The organism is Pseudomonas baetica, from assembly GCF_051216495.1.
In the GTDB taxonomy this organism is placed as follows: Bacteria; Pseudomonadota; Gammaproteobacteria; order Pseudomonadales; family Pseudomonadaceae; genus Aquipseudomonas; species Aquipseudomonas baetica_B.
The window spans coordinates 1-16603 of the sequence record NZ_JBPKAM010000073.1; the positions used below are offsets into that span (position 1 = coordinate 1).

16 protein-coding genes are annotated in these 16603 nt (G+C 57.6%); 12 read left to right on the plus strand and 4 right to left on the minus strand.

Annotation, left to right across the window (positions count from 1 at the left end):
• Nucleotides 1–163 precede the first annotated feature (163 nt).
• The 3 genes from ACSFE6_RS22375 (at nt 164) to ACSFE6_RS22385 (ending at nt 2358) form a co-directional block, all read left to right on the plus strand.
• The gene (locus ACSFE6_RS22375) at nt 164–865 is read left to right on the plus strand and encodes a transposase (protein ID WP_435429615.1); all 702 of its coding nucleotides are present in this window, start codon (nt 164–166) and stop codon (nt 863–865) included.
• 601 nt (nt 866–1466) lie between these two features.
• Nucleotides 1467–1670, plus strand: a complete 204-nt coding sequence (locus tag ACSFE6_RS22380; RefSeq protein WP_435429616.1) for a PLD nuclease N-terminal domain-containing protein — start codon at nt 1467–1469, stop codon at nt 1668–1670.
• Between the two features lie 112 nt (nt 1671–1782).
• Nucleotides 1783–2358 carry a hypothetical protein gene (locus ACSFE6_RS22385; protein WP_435429617.1) on the plus strand — a complete coding sequence of 192 codons (576 nt, stop codon included), beginning with the start codon at nt 1783–1785 and terminating at the stop codon, nt 2356–2358.
• Between the two features lie 81 nt (nt 2359–2439).
• Here the strand turns inward: ACSFE6_RS22385 and ACSFE6_RS22390 are convergent, their stop codons facing one another.
• Both ACSFE6_RS22390 and ACSFE6_RS22395 read right to left on the minus strand, forming a co-directional pair.
• Nucleotides 2440–2802 (minus strand): YcgJ family protein, encoded by a 363-nt coding sequence (locus ACSFE6_RS22390; protein ID WP_435429618.1) that lies wholly within the window; start codon nt 2800–2802, stop codon nt 2440–2442.
• 150 nt (nt 2803–2952) lie between these two features.
• Nucleotides 2953–4299: a 2-hydroxycarboxylate transporter family protein gene (locus tag ACSFE6_RS22395; RefSeq protein WP_435429619.1), complete on the minus strand. Its 1347-nt coding sequence runs from the start codon at nt 4297–4299 to the stop codon at nt 2953–2955.
• A gap of 243 nt (nt 4300–4542) precedes the next feature.
• Here ACSFE6_RS22395 and ACSFE6_RS22400 point away from each other — a divergent pair, with 243 nt between their 5' ends.
• Complete coding sequence (locus tag ACSFE6_RS22400) at nt 4543–5460, plus strand: LysR substrate-binding domain-containing protein (protein WP_435429620.1); 918 nt, start codon at nt 4543–4545, stop codon at nt 5458–5460.
• A gap of 121 nt (nt 5461–5581) precedes the next feature.
• Here the strand turns inward: ACSFE6_RS22400 and leuD are convergent, their stop codons facing one another.
• Entirely contained in the window at nt 5582–6190 is a 609-nt protein-coding gene (leuD, locus tag ACSFE6_RS22405) for a 3-isopropylmalate dehydratase small subunit (protein WP_435429621.1), read from the minus strand.
• A gap of 3 nt (nt 6191–6193) precedes the next feature.
• Entirely contained in the window at nt 6194–7615 is a 1422-nt protein-coding gene (gene leuC, locus ACSFE6_RS22410) for a 3-isopropylmalate dehydratase large subunit (RefSeq protein ID WP_435429622.1), read from the minus strand.
• Nucleotides 7616–8065: 450 nt separating this feature from the next.
• Between leuC and ACSFE6_RS22415 the strand changes: the two genes are divergently transcribed.
• The 8 genes from ACSFE6_RS22415 (at nt 8066) to ACSFE6_RS22450 (ending at nt 16430) form a co-directional block, all read left to right on the plus strand.
• The gene (locus ACSFE6_RS22415; protein WP_435429623.1) at nt 8066–8752 is read left to right on the plus strand and encodes a GntR family transcriptional regulator; all 687 of its coding nucleotides are present in this window, start codon (nt 8066–8068) and stop codon (nt 8750–8752) included.
• Between the two features lie 166 nt (nt 8753–8918).
• The gene (locus tag ACSFE6_RS22420) at nt 8919–9770 is read left to right on the plus strand and encodes a glycine betaine ABC transporter substrate-binding protein (protein ID WP_435429624.1); all 852 of its coding nucleotides are present in this window, start codon (nt 8919–8921) and stop codon (nt 9768–9770) included.
• A 184-nt stretch (nt 9771–9954) separates the two neighbouring features.
• The gene (locus ACSFE6_RS22425; RefSeq protein ID WP_435429625.1) at nt 9955–11073 is read left to right on the plus strand and encodes a quaternary amine ABC transporter ATP-binding protein; all 1119 of its coding nucleotides are present in this window, start codon (nt 9955–9957) and stop codon (nt 11071–11073) included.
• Nucleotides 11070–11918 carry an ABC transporter permease gene (locus ACSFE6_RS22430; RefSeq protein WP_435429626.1) on the plus strand — a complete coding sequence of 283 codons (849 nt, stop codon included), beginning with the start codon at nt 11070–11072 and terminating at the stop codon, nt 11916–11918. Before ACSFE6_RS22425 ends, ACSFE6_RS22430 begins: the two co-directional genes overlap by 4 nt.
• Complete coding sequence (locus ACSFE6_RS22435; protein WP_435429627.1) at nt 11915–12766, plus strand: ABC transporter permease; 852 nt, start codon at nt 11915–11917, stop codon at nt 12764–12766. The genes ACSFE6_RS22430 and ACSFE6_RS22435 overlap by 4 nt, the downstream gene beginning before the upstream one ends.
• 233 nt (nt 12767–12999) lie before the next feature.
• The gene (locus ACSFE6_RS22440; protein ID WP_435429628.1) at nt 13000–14010 is read left to right on the plus strand and encodes a GlxA family transcriptional regulator; all 1011 of its coding nucleotides are present in this window, start codon (nt 13000–13002) and stop codon (nt 14008–14010) included.
• A gap of 313 nt (nt 14011–14323) precedes the next feature.
• Nucleotides 14324–15046, plus strand: a complete 723-nt coding sequence (locus ACSFE6_RS22445) for a GntR family transcriptional regulator (RefSeq protein ID WP_435429629.1) — start codon at nt 14324–14326, stop codon at nt 15044–15046.
• A 64-nt stretch (nt 15047–15110) separates the two neighbouring features.
• Nucleotides 15111–16430 carry an NAD(P)/FAD-dependent oxidoreductase gene (locus ACSFE6_RS22450; RefSeq protein ID WP_435429630.1) on the plus strand — a complete coding sequence of 440 codons (1320 nt, stop codon included), beginning with the start codon at nt 15111–15113 and terminating at the stop codon, nt 16428–16430.
• Nucleotides 16431–16603 lie beyond the last annotated feature (173 nt).

Below are 16603 nucleotides of genomic sequence, written 5' to 3' on the forward strand. Positions count from 1 at the left end.
GAGTGAGTCGGTTTCGATCTACAACCGCGAACGTCCGCACCTGTCTTTGAAATACAAAACGCCCGATGCGATGCATCGGGCGTTGGGGTGAAACAGGTGTAAACCTATTTCAGGACTAGACACTTTGCTACGCTGAAGGCTTCCATGGAAGGAGGAATAAGATATGCCCAGGATGGGACGTGTTGTATTACCGAACTACCCGCATCATGTGGTGCAGCGTGGCCATAACCGTCAGGTGGTATTTGCAGCCGCAGAGGATTATCAGCGCTATCTCACGGATCTGCGCGAACTCAAGGATGTATTTGGCGTAAAGGTTTATGCCTATTGTTTGATGACCAATCATGTTCATCTGTTGCTTGCTCCAAGTGACTCGACCGCGGGTTTGGGGCAATTGATGAAGACCTTGGCGGCGCGTGCGACGCGATATCGCAATCGGCTAGAAGGGCGTTCAGGCACCCTGTGGGAAGGCCGATTCAAGTCCAGTGTGGTGCAGTCGGATTCCTATTTGCTTGCTTGTTGTCGTTACATTGAATTGAATCCTGTACGTGCTCGAATGGTGGCCGATGCCGGTGATTATCCGTGGTCCAGCTATCGAGAGCGGATCGGTGAAGTGCCAGATAACCATTGGCTGGATATTGACCCTTGTTTTGCTGCTCTGGGTCACACATCGGTGGAGCGGCGACATCGATATGAGTGGTTCATGCGCCAAGCCATACCCTCTGATGAGATCAGATTGATTCGCGATGCCTTGCAGCGTGGTCAGTTGACTGGGACGAGCCGTTTCGTTGAAGAGGTGGAGCGGATAGCTGGTGTACGAATAGAACGACGTGGGCAGGGGCGACCAAGGAGTGATTTGAGAAAATAAATCTGTCCCCTTTTTGACAGGTGGCTATTGGACAGCGACAAAACCAGCAGGACCTGTTCAGTCGATTATTGACAGCGCTCTAAATCCTAAGTGGGGGAACACCGCTACAAAGGTGGTAAAAATTGAAGTTCCTGTAGGAACTAAGTATTTTGAAGGTGTAGCTGCTCCTCAAGGTGGATTGGTTGGTGGTGGAAATCAGGTGCTATTCCCGAAGGATTTCAAAATTGACGCTTCTTGGATAAGACAATGAATGAGTGTAACTGGGAAGTCATAGAGGGATTTTCATCTCCGAAAGAGTATGAGCGATTTCTTGCTTGGATTACTGAACAGATCAAAGCAGGGATGGTAGAGCAGACTTCCGTTCAGGAAAACTATGCGGGTCCAGGGTTTGATGAGAAGTGGTTCAAGTGCATAGTCTCAAGTGAAATATGGAGATTAGTTTCCCCTCAAGATCCATTTCATGGTTATTGGGGGCCAGTTTAGTATAGGAAAAGGGGCAGAATTATTTTTCTGTAAAAAGGGAGTGGATTTCGCCACTAAATAAATCTGCTCCCCGTTTCTGCTATTCTAAGCAACAACCTCATCCACCCGGAGTGTGTCCATGGGCTCTTTCTTGTACAACTTTATCGCCTTCGTCATTTTCGTCCTGGATATCTGGGCGATCATTAATGTGGTCAGGAGCAATGCCGAAACCCTGAAGAAAGTGCTCTGGGTCGCGCTTGTTGCGTTTCTGCCGGTGCTCGGTCTGATCATCTGGGCGTTGGCCGGCCCTCGCGGCAACGTTCGTCTTGGCTCGTCACACTGATCAACGCCACGACTTTGTGCGTTTGAATCGCCATGCTTTGGCGGATGGGCGGCGTGCTCGGATGTTGTCGTTCCTGCGCTGCCCGGTTAACCACTCAATGTAAAGCAGACTTATGAAATCACTTCGCTCTGTTGTCCATGCCGTCGCCTTCGTACCGCTCCTCGCCATTGCCAGTTTTGCCATCCAGGCGGCCGAAGTGCCCTTGAACAGCGACGCCCGGATTGAAAACTTTGAAACCCGGGTTTTGGCTGTTGATCCGGCAAAATACCAGGTCACTATCGAGGGCCTTGATAAACGTCCGGTTTCCATTCAGCTCAGCGACCAGGCCAAGGCCCTGCGCAACCTGAAGGTCGGTGACAAGGTTGACATCCGCGTCACTCGATCGATTGACCACGTGCTCGATACCAGCGTGGGTGGCGCGCCGGGTGTCACCAATGATGCCTGGATCAACCGCGCCGCCGACGGCAGCGCTCCGGGAGGCGAGGTGTATCGCACGGTCAAGGTGACCTCGAAGATCACCCATATCGACAGTTCAAAACACGAAGTGACGTTGCTGAGTCCGGATGGAAAGGAACAGGTCGTTATTGTCAACGACCCGAAAGTTCAGGCCCGTTTAATGGACCTTGAGCCCGGTCAAACGGTCGACGCCATTTTCACTGAAGTATTGAAAGTCGAAACATCGCGTTAAGGAAACTCCGATTTCGGAGTTGCATGCCCAGTCCTGATACAGGTTCACGTCTGTTTCAGGACTGGGCATGTTGCCTTCAACCTACTGAACAAAAAGCAACTTCGTATATTTGTCGGACACCTTCCCGCTGCGCTTGCCGTCCACCCCGTAGTATCGATCTTCCCGACACAACCGTTCTTTGATGTCGCAGAAAATGCCACCGGCAAAGGTGAACTGGGTGGCGTCGAAGTCGCCTTGTGAAAACAGCTTGGTCGCCGCTTTGTTGCCAAGGTGTTTCTCGGTCAGTTCGCGGGAAACGCCGGTCTTGCCGTCGGCACACAAGTAACTGTCGCACAGCACGCCCGGCTCAGGCGAGTTGAGTGCAACCTTTTGCTGCGCCTGTGCAGGTATTACGGACGCGGCAAGCAACATGGCCAAAGAGAGCGGAACTAATGTCGAATTCAACCGGATAACCTCGTTTCAGTGAGTAGTTGTGCACGTAGATTCCCGTCAATGACCATCGGTTGCAATGGAATGTTCCCGTCGCAAAGGAACACACCAGACCGCAGACAATAAAAAGCCCGCAATGACGCGGGCTGAATAAAGGGAGCGGACTCAAGCAAAAAATCGCAACAATACCGTCGCCAGAATCACCGTCGAAGCCCCGCCAATCCGCGTCGAGATCTGTGCAAACGGCATCAGCGACATCCGGTTCGAAGCCGAGAGAATCGCCACATCCCCGGTGCCGCCCAATCCGCTGTGGCAGCAGGTCACGATGGCCGATTCGATGGGGTACATCTTCATCAGGTTGCCGATGAAGAAGCCCGCCACGGTCATTGAAACCACCACCGACACGCAAACCAGCACATAGCCCACCGAGAACACTTTCACCACGCTGTCCAGCGGCACGTAGAGCATGCCCAGGCCGATCATCACTGGCCAGATGAAGGCCGAGGACACCAGTTTGTAGAAGGTGTTGGCGCCTTTTTCGAGTTTTTCCGGCAACACGCGCACGTACTTAAACAGCACGGCGGCGAGGATCATCATGACGGGACCTGGGATGCCGACGACTTTTTCCAGCAGACCGCCGAGGACGAAGAACGCGCAGATGACCAGCACACCGGCGCCCATGACGCGGAAATCGACGGCGGGGCTGGTGTCTTCCTTGACCTGGAATTTGTCGTTCTCGGCTTTGGCGCGAATCAGCGAACCTTCGCCGTTGATGTTCGGGCGTTTCAACGCCAGGCGGGCCAGGTAGCCCGCGCAGATGATGGCGGCGATGTTGCCGACCACGGCAGCAGGCGCCAGTTGCGCGACGTAGATGTCCGGGGTGCCGCCGAGGATAGCCGAGTAGGCCAGTGACAACGGCAGGATGCCTTCGCCGATCCCGCCGCCAATGATCGGCACGATGATGAAGAAGAAGGTGTGGTGCAGGCTGTAGCCCATGAGTTTGCCGACGACGAGCCCGCTGGCGACGGCGGCGAGGGTGCCCACCAGAAGCGGGATGAACATGCGCAGCATGCCCTGGACCAGGATGAAGCGACTCATGCCCAGAATGCTGCCGACCACCAGGCTGGCGATCACGAAGTACAGGAAGTTGGCTTCCTTCATCAGCATCTTGGTGGCATCGATCGTGGCCGGACCGAAGAAGCCGTAGAACACCAGGATCGAGGGCAACATCAGGCACAGGATGGCGCCGCCGCCGATTTCCTTGAGGATCGGCAGGCGCGAGCCCAGTTGGCCGAAAAACACGCCCATGGTCATGATCACGGCAAGGCCGCCAATCATGTTCTTGGGCAGGAAACCCAGGTGGGCCGAGAGGTAAACGATCAGGGTGATGCCGAGAAAGATCGGCAGGGGGATTACACCGATTTCGTAGGCACACAGGTTGCGCAAGCGTTGCAGAACACCACCGGGACGGGCGGTGTCGAGGTTCAGGGACGGCTCATAGGACTTGTTCATGTCGCTATTTCCTCATGTTTGTTTTTATCGAGGATGTAAGGAACTACGGCTAAATCGGGCTTGCTTTTCTGTAGGAGCGAGCATGCTCGCGATGGTCGTAAACGATGACGCGCGCATCCTGAATGAACGCGGTGTTCTTGCGTTCATCGCGAGCATGCTCGCTCCTACAGGGTTCGGTTGTGGCCCGGTAGATCGATGCTATCCTTCGCAAATTACGTGATAAACAGCGGATCCATGTAGCGTATGAACACGAATCGTGATCAATTTCCCTTGCCTGAAGACCTCAAGGTTTTCCTCACCGTGGTGCGCAAGAATGGCTTTGCCAGTGCCGCGGAGGAGCTGGGTTACTCCCCGGCCTACATCAGTAAACGCATTTCGGTGCTGGAAACCACGCTGTCGACTCGACTGTTGCACCGCACCACACGGCGGATCGCGTTGACCGACGACGGTGAGCGGGTGCGGGTATGGGCTGAAAAACTACTGGGCGACTTCGACGATTTTGTCGGTGAAATCGCCGAGGCGCGGCACCAGCCCATGGGCTCGTTGCACATCTGCAGCAGCTTCGGTTTCGGCCGCAATCATGTGGCGCCGGCGATCTGCAAGCTGTCGCAAACCTATCCCAAGCTGGAGATTCGCCTGGACGTGTTCGATCGCGTGGTCGATATCGTCGGCGAGGGTTTTGATCTGGAGATTCGTGTCGGCGATGACCTGCCCGGTCAGCATCTGGGGCGCAAACTGGTGAGCAATCGGCGGGTGCTGTGTGCGACGCCGGAGTATCTGGCGCGGCGGGGCACGCCTCAGTCACTGGATGATTTGAAGGACCATGATTGCCTGGTGCTTAAGGAACGCAACTACGCTTTTGGCGTGTGGAACCTGACCAAGGAAGGACGCGAAGAATCGGTGCGCGTCAGCGGCCCGTTGTCGTCCAACAGCGGCGAGATCGTTCTGGAGTGGGCGTTGAGCGGCGGCGGGATTTTGTTGCGCTCGATGTGGGACGTCAAACCGATGCTTGAGCAAGGGCGGCTGGTCCAGGTGCTGCATGACTACAGCCAGAGTGCCAACGTCTGGGCGGTGTATCCGACGCGGCTGAGCCAGTCGGCGAAATTGCGGGTGTGTGTGGAGTTTCTGGAAGAATACTTCCGCGATTTATCCGTCGAATGACGAACCCTTTGTAGGAGCGAGCTTGCTCGCGATGGTCGTCAACGATGACGGGGGCAATCTGAATCAACGCGGTGCCCTTGAAACCATCGCGAGCAAGCTCGCTCCTACAAGTGAAGTGTCGTCAGGTTAACCAGGGGTTTTCTGCCAGATGCCGGGCTTCAAAGCTGCGAATCTGCTCGGCCCGCTGCAGCGTCGTGCCGATGGCATCCAGCCCCAGCAGCAGCGACTGTTTGCGCAACTGATCGATCTCGAACGGGATCACGCTGCCGTCAGCCAATTCGATTGTTTGCTCTGGCAGGTTGACGCTGATTTGCGCGGTGGCTGGGACGCTGATCACACTGGCGATTTGCTTCAGCTGCGCCTCGGACAGCTGAATCGCCAGCACTCCGTTACGTTGGCAGTTGTCATAGAAAATCCCGGCGAAGCTGGTGCCGATCAAGGCTCTGATGCCCACCTGTTTCAGCCCCCACACCGCATGTTCGCGGCTGGACCCGCAACCGAAGTTGGGACCGACGACCAGAAAGGCCGCCTCACGCCACGCCGTTTGATTGAGGATGAACTCGGGATTGGGCTGGCCTGATTCCAGAAAGCGCAGATCGAAAAACAAGCCCCGATCCAGTCCCTGGCGATCGATGCCCTTGAGAAACTGCTTGGGCATGATCACATCGGTATCGATGTTGGCCGCCAGCAACGGGGCGGCGCTGCCGGTAACTGTAGTGAAAGGTTGCATGATTCAAGCCTCCAGAGCGAACGAGCGGACGTCGGTCAAATGCCCGCGGATCGCGGCAGCCGCGACCATGGCGGGGCTCATCAAGTGGGTGCGGGCACCGGCACCCTGACGACCTTCAAAATTGCGATTGGTACTGGATGCGCAGCGGTCGCCGGGGGCGAGCACATCGTCATTCATAGCCAGGCACATCGAGCAGCCGGATTGCCTCCACTCGAAACCGGCATCCAGGAAAATCTGCGCCAGTCCCTCGCTTTCTGCCTGATGGCGAACCAGGGTCGAGCCGGGAACGATCATTGCCCGCACATGAGCCGCCACGCGCTTGCCGCGCACCACGCGGGCGACGTCACGCAGGTCCTCGATACGCGCGTTGGTGCAGGAACCGATGAAGGCATGGCTGATCACCACGTCGCTCAGCGGCATGCCGGGTTCCAGGCCCATGTAGGCGAGGGCGCGTTGCATGCCCTGGCGCAGGATCAGGTCCGGCTCGCTGGCCGGGTCCGGCACATGACTGCCCACCGGCGCGGCCTGATCGGGGCTGGTGCCCCAGGTGACCATGGGTTCCAGAGCATCGACATCGAGGGTGACCTCGCGGTCGAACACTGCGCCTTCATCGCTGTGCAGCGCTCGCCATTGGGCGACGGCCTGCTGCCACTGTTCGCCCTTGGGGGCGCGGGGCTTGAGTTGCAGGTAAGCGAATACCTTGTCATCCGGCGCCATGAACGCACCCCTGGCACCGGCCTCGACCGCCATGTTGCAAATGGTCATGCGCGCTTCGACGCTGAGGTCGCTGATCGCCGGCCCCGCGAACTCAATCGCATAACCGGTGGCGCCCGAGGCGCCGATCTTTTCGATCAGGGCCATGATGATGTCCTTGGATGTCACCCCGGTGCCGAGCAAGCCATTGACCGTCACGCGCATCGTCTTCAGGCGTTTGTAGACCAGGGTTTGCGAGGCCAGCAGGTGCTCGATTTCCGAGGTGCCGATGCCGAAACCGAACGCCCCCAGGGCACCGTAGGTGGTGGTGTGGCTGTCACCGGCGGCGACCACCATGCCCGGCAGGATGAAACCCTGCTCTGGAGCGACCACGTGTTCGATGCCCTGGCGTTTATCCAGCACATCGAACAACTCGATGCCAAAGTCGCGGCAGTTTTCTTCGAAGTAGGACACCTGGCGCGCGCCACCAGCATCGGGCATCTCGGCCGTGCGTGTTGGAGTCGTGGGGTTTACATGGTCGACGACCGCCAGTGTCGCGCTCGGACGCCAGACCTTGCGACCCGATTCGCGCAAGCCGCTGAAGGCCTGCGGGCTGGTGTATTCGTTGGCGACCTGGCGATCGATGTACAGCAGCACATGGCCCTGATCGTCGAGTTCGCAAACGGTGTGGCTGTCGATGTGTTTTTGGTAGAGGGTTCTGGGGCTAGTCATGGGGTGGGCTCTTGTTGGTCTTGTGCGAGATCATCAGTAGCGACAGCATATTCGTCGCGAATCCTGCATCAAGGCTCAACAAGTGAAGGCTTTATGCACGAACTGTGAATGATGAGCGTGCACCCCCGGCTTACTGGTCGCTGCTATACATGGCGTTGGCAATCCCGAGCATGTCGCCCCCGGACAACCTGGATCGCTGATTGCCCCGGACGCGACCAGGAACGCCATCCAATCCGCGACAGAAAACATTCCTGTTAACGACCACCTCTTTTGATCCGTGTAATTCCAAGTCCCTGTTTTTCAAGGGCTGGAGTGATTTTGCATGTGTGTTCTTACAGTATTTTCTGTGTATACAAATAAAATACAAAGCATTGACGGTGTCCGAAACCCGTGCGAATCTGATTTCAACAACACGCCAAAGCGCTGATTCGACTGCCCCGGAGGTCTTTTGTGAAAAACGGCAAGAGCACTCTTTATGACGACCTCAAGCGTCAGATCCTCACCATGGAACTGGACCCTGACGAGGCGTTGGATGAGGTGGCAATCAGCGAGCGCTACGGGCTTTCACGGACCCCGGTGCGCGAAGTGTTCCGGCGTCTGGCGGGCGAGGGCTACATCGATATCCGGGAGAACCGGGGCGCGCGGGTGATTCCGATGAACCACTCGACGCTGCGCAACTTCTTCCTGGTGGCGCCCATGGTTTACGCCGCAATCGGTCGCCTGGCAGTGCAGAACTTCAAGGCCCGGCAATTGGCCGACCTGAAGGAAACCCAGCGCCGTTTCCGTGCCGCGACGGTTTCCCGGGATGCGCTGATGATGGTGGTGGAGAACAACCGCTTCCACGCAATCATGGGTGAAATGGCCGGCAACCAGTACCTGGAGCCAAGCCTGGAACGGTTGCTGATCGATCATGCCCGTATCGGCCATACGTTTTTCCGTCCTCGCGATGAGGACATGGAACAACGCTTGGAGCTTTCAGCCGAGCATCACGATGCTTTTATTGTCGCCATCGAAAATCGCGACGAGAGCGCTGTGGTGGATCTGGTGTTTGAACACTGGGAACTTTCTCGCGAAAACATGGAAATGTTTATCGCACCGCAAGGGATGAAGGCGGACCTGACTTTTTTATCCAAATAGCATTTGGATAACACTGCCCACGTGGCAAATGGCATTGAGTGCCAGCTCAGGCAAGAGCTGACAGGCAATAAACGCTGAACCGGATGGTGGACGTAAAGTTTCACGCCACGGGCTTCTATTGTTTAGAGGCTGATAAAAACAGGTTTAATAAAAATCGAGGAATGCCATGAACAAGTTTTGGAAGGCAGTTTGTGCCGTTGTGATGATGGGCATGTTCATACTGCCTGTTCACGCGGAAGAGAAAACCATTACCGTCGGAACATTGTCGTGGGAGGATTTGACGCCCATTACCGGCATTACCAAAAAGGTGCTTGAAGACTCCGGTTATACGGTCAAGGTCATCGAGTTTTCCGAGTGGGGCATTGCTTACGCGGCGTTGACCAAGGGCGATATCCAGGTATTGGCCTCGCAGACCGACTACGCGGCTCAGGATTATTGGAACAAGAACAAGAATCGCCTGGAAAAACTCTCGCCAGTGTCCTATGGCCTGTACCAGGCGATCGCGGTGCCCAAGTACGTCGACATCGACTCGCTTGAACAGCTCAATGACAACGCAGATAAGTTCGGCGGAAAAATCATCGGCATCGAGCCCGGCTCCGGCCTGATGAACGATGCAACCAAGGCTGTCAAGGACTACGGCATCAAGCTGCAACTGCTCGAAGGCAGTACCGCGGCCATGACCGCGGCCCTGAAGTCGGCGGTCGATCGCAAGGAGTGGGTCGCCGTGACCGTATGGGAACCGTCGTGGATGGCGCAAAAGTTTGATCTCAAGTTCCTGAAAGATCCAAAAGGCGTATTCCCGCCACCACAGGGCTACTACTGGATTGGCCATAAAGGCTTCTCCCAGGAGTATCCGCATGCCCGTGAAGTCATGGCCAGCGTTTATGTGCCGCTGGTGGATATCACCAACATAAATGGTGAAGTCAAAGACGGAAAAACCATGGAGCAGGCGGTTAACGACTGGACAGCCAAGAACGCTGATCTGTTGAAGCGCTGGGAAAACATTAAGAAGCCATAATCCTAATAACGATTTGTGTAGGAGCGAGCTTGCTCGCGATGGACTTGAAGGCACCGTGTTTATTCAGGCAGCCCTCGTCATCGTTAACGCCCATCGCGAGCGAGCTCGCTCCTACAGTAGTCATGCCACTGCCGAGTTTTGATCAATTAGAAAAACCAGCAAAACTGGTTCAATAGGCAAACAAATGAATACGGTCAAAATAGACACTAACGAAGTGCTCGTGGATTGTCAGTCAGTCTGGAAAATCTTCGGTCAGAACGCCAAGGCGGCAATGGATGCTGTGGTGCAAAAGGGACTGAGTAAAACCCAGATCCTGCAGGATTATGGCTGTGTGGTCGGGGTGTCCGATGTCAGCCTTCAGGTTCGTCGCGGTGAGATCTTTTGCATCATGGGGCTGTCCGGCAGTGGCAAGTCCACCCTGATCAGGCTCCTCAACAAATTGATTACACCCAGCTCCGGAAAGGTGCTGGTCAAAGGCAACGACCTTTCCGCCTTGTCGCCCGCGCAGTTGCGGGAAGTCAGGGCACGTAACATCGGCATGGTGTTCCAGAGCGTCGCCTTGTTGCCCAACCGCACGGTGCTGGAAAACACTGCGTTCGGCCTGGAAGTGCAGGGCGTCGGCAAGGCCGAACGGTATAAGGTGGCGGAACGGGCGTTGGCCAAGGTCGGTTTGACCGACTGGGCCTCGCGCTACCCCAGTGAATTGTCCGGCGGGATGCAGCAGCGGGTCGGTCTGGCGCGGGCCATTACCGCTGACCCCGAAGTGATCCTGATGGATGAGCCCTTCAGTGCGCTGGATCCGTTGATACGCCGTCAACTTCAGGATGAATTCCGTCAGTTGACCAAGGAGCTGGGCAAATCCGCAGTGTTCATCACCCACGACCTGGACGAAGCGATCCGCATCGGTGATCGCATTGCGATCATGAAGGATGGCGTGATCATCCAGGTCGGCACCGCCGAAGAGATTGTCCTCAACCCGGCGGATGATTACGTGGCCGAGTTCGTCGCGGGCATCTCCCGCTTGCACCTGGTCAAGGCGCATTCGGTCATGACCCCGGTGGCGGCGTTCGCGGCAGCCAATCCCGCCTGTGATCTCACACGCTTGCCGAAAGCCTCGGCCGAGGCGGACATCAATGAGCTGATCGGCCTGACCATGCAGTCCGAGCTTGAAGCCGTCAGCGTGGTGAAAAACGGCGCGGTGGTGGGCGTCATCACCCCACGGGATCTGCTGCGGGGCGTGCAGGGTTTGCCCAATGACAGCACCGCCGAATCGACGGCCACCGTGCTGGAGGCGTCGACATGAGCACGCCCGATTTTTCCTCACAATTCGACGCGGTCGTCGACAACGGTCTGGCATGGCTTTCCGATAATGGCGAGTGGATTTTCGACGCCTTCAATACAGTGCTCGAAGGCACGTTCAAGGGCGTGCAATGGTGCCTGGCTTATCCGCCGTACTACGTCCTCGCCATCGTCATCGGCCTGATTGGCTGGCGCATGGTGGGTGTTCGATTCGCCCTGTTGTCGACCCTGGCCTTGCTCGCCTGCGCCATCATCGGCCTGTGGCCGGAGACTGTGAGCACCCTGGCTTTGGTGCTCACGGCCACGGTGCTGGCCCTGATCGTCGCGGTGCCCCTAGGTGTGTTGGCGGGCCTGGCGCCGGTGTTCGATCGGGTGGTCGATCCTTGCCTGGACCTGGTGCAGACCCTGCCACCGTACATCTACCTGCTGCCGGCGATTGCGTTGCTCGGATACGGTCCGGCCACGGCGTTGCTGGCGACCTTTATCGTGGCGGTGCCGCCAGCGTTGCGCCTGACCTCTTTGGGCATCCGCATGACGCCCAAGGAGTTCATCGAATTGGGCGAGGCCAGCGGCGTCACCGGCCTGCAGATGTTCTTCAAGATTCGCTTGCCGTTCGCCATGCCCAGCATCATGGCCGGGGTCAACCAGAGCCTGATGATGGCCTTCGGCATGGTGGTGATTGCCGGCATCGTCGGCTCCGGCGGCCTTGGCGAGTCGATCTACGGCGCGGTGCGTACCCTGGATATCGCCAAGTCGATCAACGCGGCGATTGCCATCGTGATTCTGACCATGATCCTCGACCGACTCGCTCAAAGCGCAGCGCGGTCGCGGATGGGAGACAGCCAATGAGCCTCCTCGATCTGCGTTTCTCGCCCGGTGCGTTTCTCGCCCCGGCCATCGATTGGTTGAATGCCAATCTGCACGGTCTGTTCGTGTTCATCAGCAAGGTGATCGAAACCACCCTGGGCGGGATCGAAACCGCGTTGCTGGCGCCGTCGCCCTATGTGTCGATGGCCGTGGTGGTGGTGCTGGCATTCATCTTCGCCAACCTGCGGGTGGCGATTTTTGCCGGGCTGATGCTGGCGTTCTGTCTGTTCTCGGGGTTGTGGGTGGCGTCGATGCAGACCATCGCCCTGGTCTCGGTGTCGGTGCTGATCTCGGTGGCGATTGCTTTTCCTCTTGGTGTGCTGGCGGCTCGGGTCAAGCGGGTGGACGCGGCATTCCTGCCGATCCTCAACGTGATGCAAACCGTGCCGCCGTGGGTGTACCTGATTCCAGCGGTGATGCTGTTCAGCCTTGGCCGCGTGCCGGCGATCGTAGCCACCATCGTGTATGGCATCCCGCCGATGCTGCGACTGACTACCCTGGCATTCAAGCAATTGCCCAAGGATCTGCTGGAACTGGGTCAGGCACTGGGTGCTTCGCCACGGTCGATCCTGTTCAAGATCGAATTGCCCACCGCTGCGCCAACGCTGTTGGTCGGGCTTAACCAATGCATTCTGCTGTCGCTGGCGATGGTGGTGTTGGCGGGGCTGGTCGGTGCCGGCGGTCTGGGCGCAGAAGTCACCCGAGGCCTGACCCGCATGGAGATGGGCCTGGGCCTGCGTGCTGGCCTGGCGATCGTGGCGGTGGCCTTGCTGCTCGATCGCTTGTCGCGGGGCGCTTTGCAGCGTCATTCGCCACGGCAGATGGGGTGAGCCGCACAATCTTTGTGGGAGCGAGCCTGCTCGCGAAAGCGGTGGGTCTGGCACATTGATGTTGACTGTGACGCAGTCTTCGCGAGCAGGCTCGCTCCCACAGGATTTACGCCTGACCCACTTGCCCACGGCGTTTAATTTGCGTAAACAGGTCACTCGCTTTTTGGGTCAGGAGTAGCAGTCATCAAGGCGTTCAAATACAGGTTCGTCATCACGACGAAGCGAGGCGTGCGGTGGTAGAGCGACGTCAGTTCAGCGGTGCCATGAAGGGTAAGAACCTGCGTTACCTCAATGAGCACGACGGCCAGTCAGTCCGGGCTCGGGCGGGATTTCTGTTGCTGGAGCATTTTTCGTTGCCGGCGTTCACCCAGGCGCTCGACACGGTGATCACAGCCAACCTGTTACGGCCCGAATTATTCTCGACGAAAACCTTTGGCCTGGCCGAAGGCGAAGTGATCAGCGATCTGGGCCTGGTGATCCGGCCTGATGCCGGCCTTAGTCATGCCGAGATCCAGGAACTGGATTTGCTGGTGGTCTGTGGCGGCTACCGTACCGCGCTCAAGGCTGACGAAGCGTTGATCAACCTCTTGAATGATGCAGCCGAGCAGGGGGTGACGCTGGCGGGCGTGTGGAATGGCGCCTGGTTTCTCGGGAAGGCCGGTTTGCTGGATGGCTATCGCTGCGCCATTCACCCCGAACATCGCCCGGCACTGGCGGAAATCGCCAAGCTCACCCAAGTCACCAGCGAAGCCTATGTGGTGGACCGCGACCGCCTGACCGCCTCCAGTCCCAACGGCACCTTCTACATGGCGCTGGAGTGGATCAGGGGTTTGCACGACAAGGCCTTGACCGACGGCATCGAAGACATTCTGGCGTTCGAGGCTTCGCGTTATCGGCGTATAAAACCGTCGCTGAACGCCTCGGTGTGCGGTCCGTTGCGCGAGGTGGTCAACCTGATGGACGCCAATCTCGAAGAACCGCTGGAGATGGAAGCGCTCTGTGAGTACGCGGGACGCTCCCGGCGGCAGATCGAGCGGTTGTTCAAGGAACAATTGGGCACCACGCCGCAGCGTTATTACATGGATTTGCGCATCACTGAGGCGCGCCGATTGCTTCAGCACACAACGTTGAGCATCGTCGAAGTGTCGGTGGCCTGTGGCTTCGTGTCGCCCAGCCACTTCAGCAAGTGCTACAGCTCGTATTTCGGCTATCGGCCGTCCAAGGAAACCCGGCTGGTCAAATGACTGCCACATTGTGTCCGGACACCGCGATTTTGTAGGAGCGAGCTTGCTCGCGATGGTCGTTGACGATGACGCGTGTTTACTGGTTACTCGCGGCGCTCTCAAGCCCATCGCGAGCAAGCTCGCTCCTACAAAAGGACCTCGTTAATACCATCGTTTTTCTCCTCGAATTCATTCCCCACCGACCGCCCATCACCTGCCATTTCTCTCTGTTTCTTTTGTGTATTTTAATTGTAGACACAAAGAATAACGTTGTCTTATAGTACGAATACAGGTAGTAGACAGTGCTCACTCACCCGTACGAAGGTTTCTGAAAATGGCCACAAAAGAACTCGATCCGCAGGCTGGCAACGAACTGCCTGTAGACCGCAAAGCCGTGTTGGGCGAAGCGCTGCGGCGCCGCATCCTGAGCATGGAACTGGCACCTGGCGCAGTCGTGGATGAACTGGCCTTGTGCGATGAGTTCGGCCTGTCCCGACCTCCGGTGCGCGAGCTGATGCGGCAGATGGCGGCCGAGGGGTACATCGATCTTGAAGCGAACCGCGCAGCGCGCGTGTCTTCGATGAACTATCAATCGCTGCGCAGCTTTTTCCTCGCTGCGCCGCTGATCTACATCGCCACCACCCAACTGGCGGCGAGCCACGCAACGCCTGCCGAGATTGAAGAGCTCAAACGCATCCAGGCGTTTTTTCGCACCGCCATCGAAGAAAAAGATGTCGAGAAGCGCGTGCTCTACAACGACGAATTCCACCTGCAAATCGGCAAGATGGCGCACAACGCCTACCTGATGCCGAGCTTGCAGCGCCTGCTGATCGACCACGCGCGGCTGGGCAAGATTTTCTACCGTCACCCGACCACCACCGACATGCAGGAAGACCTGGAATTGGCGGCGGATCAGCATGACGAAATGATCGCTGCGATTGAAAACCGTGACCCGGTTCTGGCCGGGGATATCGTGCGCGCGCATCTGGAGCTGTCCCGTCGCCGGATGTCCGAATACGCAGCGCCCGAAGGATTGGAAGTGGCACTTACTTACTAAGAGCAGTACCTGCCGAAGGGACGCTTTTAGGACTCACAACTATAAAAGAACCCAGGTCGCGAACATGGCAAAGATCAGATACACACCGGCAGACGACTCCACTTGTGGCTGGTTCCACTTGAGTCCGCCCCGAGTGGCGCGTGCGTCCCACTCGGGCATCCGTTCGGCACGTTGGGTGGTGGTGGGGGCCGGGTTCACCGGGCTGGCGGCGGCCCGGCAACTGGCGCTGAACTTTCCGGATGAAGAGATCGTGTTGATTGAGGCCCAGGAGGTCGGTTACGGCGCTTCCGGCAGAAACGCCGGGTTCGCCATCGACTTGCCGCACGATATTGGCGCCGATGACTACATCGGCGACATCAAGACCGCGAAGATCAGCATGGAGCTGAACCTGACTGGGCAAAATATCCTGAAGAGCCTGGTGGAGAAGCACCGCATCCAGTGCCAGTTCAGTCTGTGCGGCAAGTATCAGGCAGCCATCGAGGATCGCGGCATCGCGGTGCTGGATGCCTATCGCCGGGGCCTGGACAAGCTCGGTCAGGACTACGAAGTGATCGAACAGAAGGACTTGCCCAAGCACATCGGCACGCACTTCTATCGCCAGGCGCTGTTCACCCCGGGCACCGCGCTGGTCCAGCCGGCGGCGCTGGTCAAAGGGCTGGCCGACAGCCTGCCGGCCAACGTCACGCTGTATGAAAACACCCCGATCACCGAGGTGGAGTATGGCGACAAGACCATCCTCACCCACAAATACGGCCGCATCGTTGCCGATAAACTGCTGCTGACCAACAACGCGTTCGCCATGAGCTTCGGCTTCTTGAAAGGGCGCATGCTGCCGATCTTCACTTACGCCAGCCTGACCCGGCCGTTGACGGAGGAAGAGCAGGCGCGGCTGGGAGGGCGGCCTTACTGGGGCGTGATTCCCGCCGATCCTTTCGGCTCCACGCTGCGCCGCACACCCGACAATCGTCTGCTGGTGCGCAACAGCTTCAGCTTCAATGCCGACGGGCGCAGCCACGCCAAGTACCTGCAGCGCTTCCACCAGCGGCACAAGGAATCGTTCGAGCGTCGCTTCCCGATGCTGCCGGAGGTCGACTTCGAATACACCTGGGGTGGCTCGCTGGCGATGTCGAGGAATCACATGGCCCACTTCGGCCAGTTGAGCCAAAACGTCTATGGCGCGCTGTGCTGCAACGGGCTCGGAGTCACGCGAGGCACGGTGACGGGTACGTTGCTGGCCGACTGGCTGGCGGGCAAACGCAATCATTTGATCGACTTTCTGTTGTCCTCCCCAGGGCCGAACAGAAACCCGCCGGAGCCGATTCTGTCAGCCGGTGTGAACATGAATCTTATGTGGGGTCAGTGCCGCGCCGGCAAAGAAAGCTGATCAAGAAGCACTGATCTAGAAACAACGTAGTTAGACACGTTCGAAGTTAAACGATTGATTGGAAGTTGTGAGTGCCTTTGGCGCTGACTGTTTTTGATCGAGACGGCTTTCGTTTGCCTGGATTTCGGGTTTGCGAGTGGGCCTTTCGAAGTGCTGGATGAAGTAGGAGACAA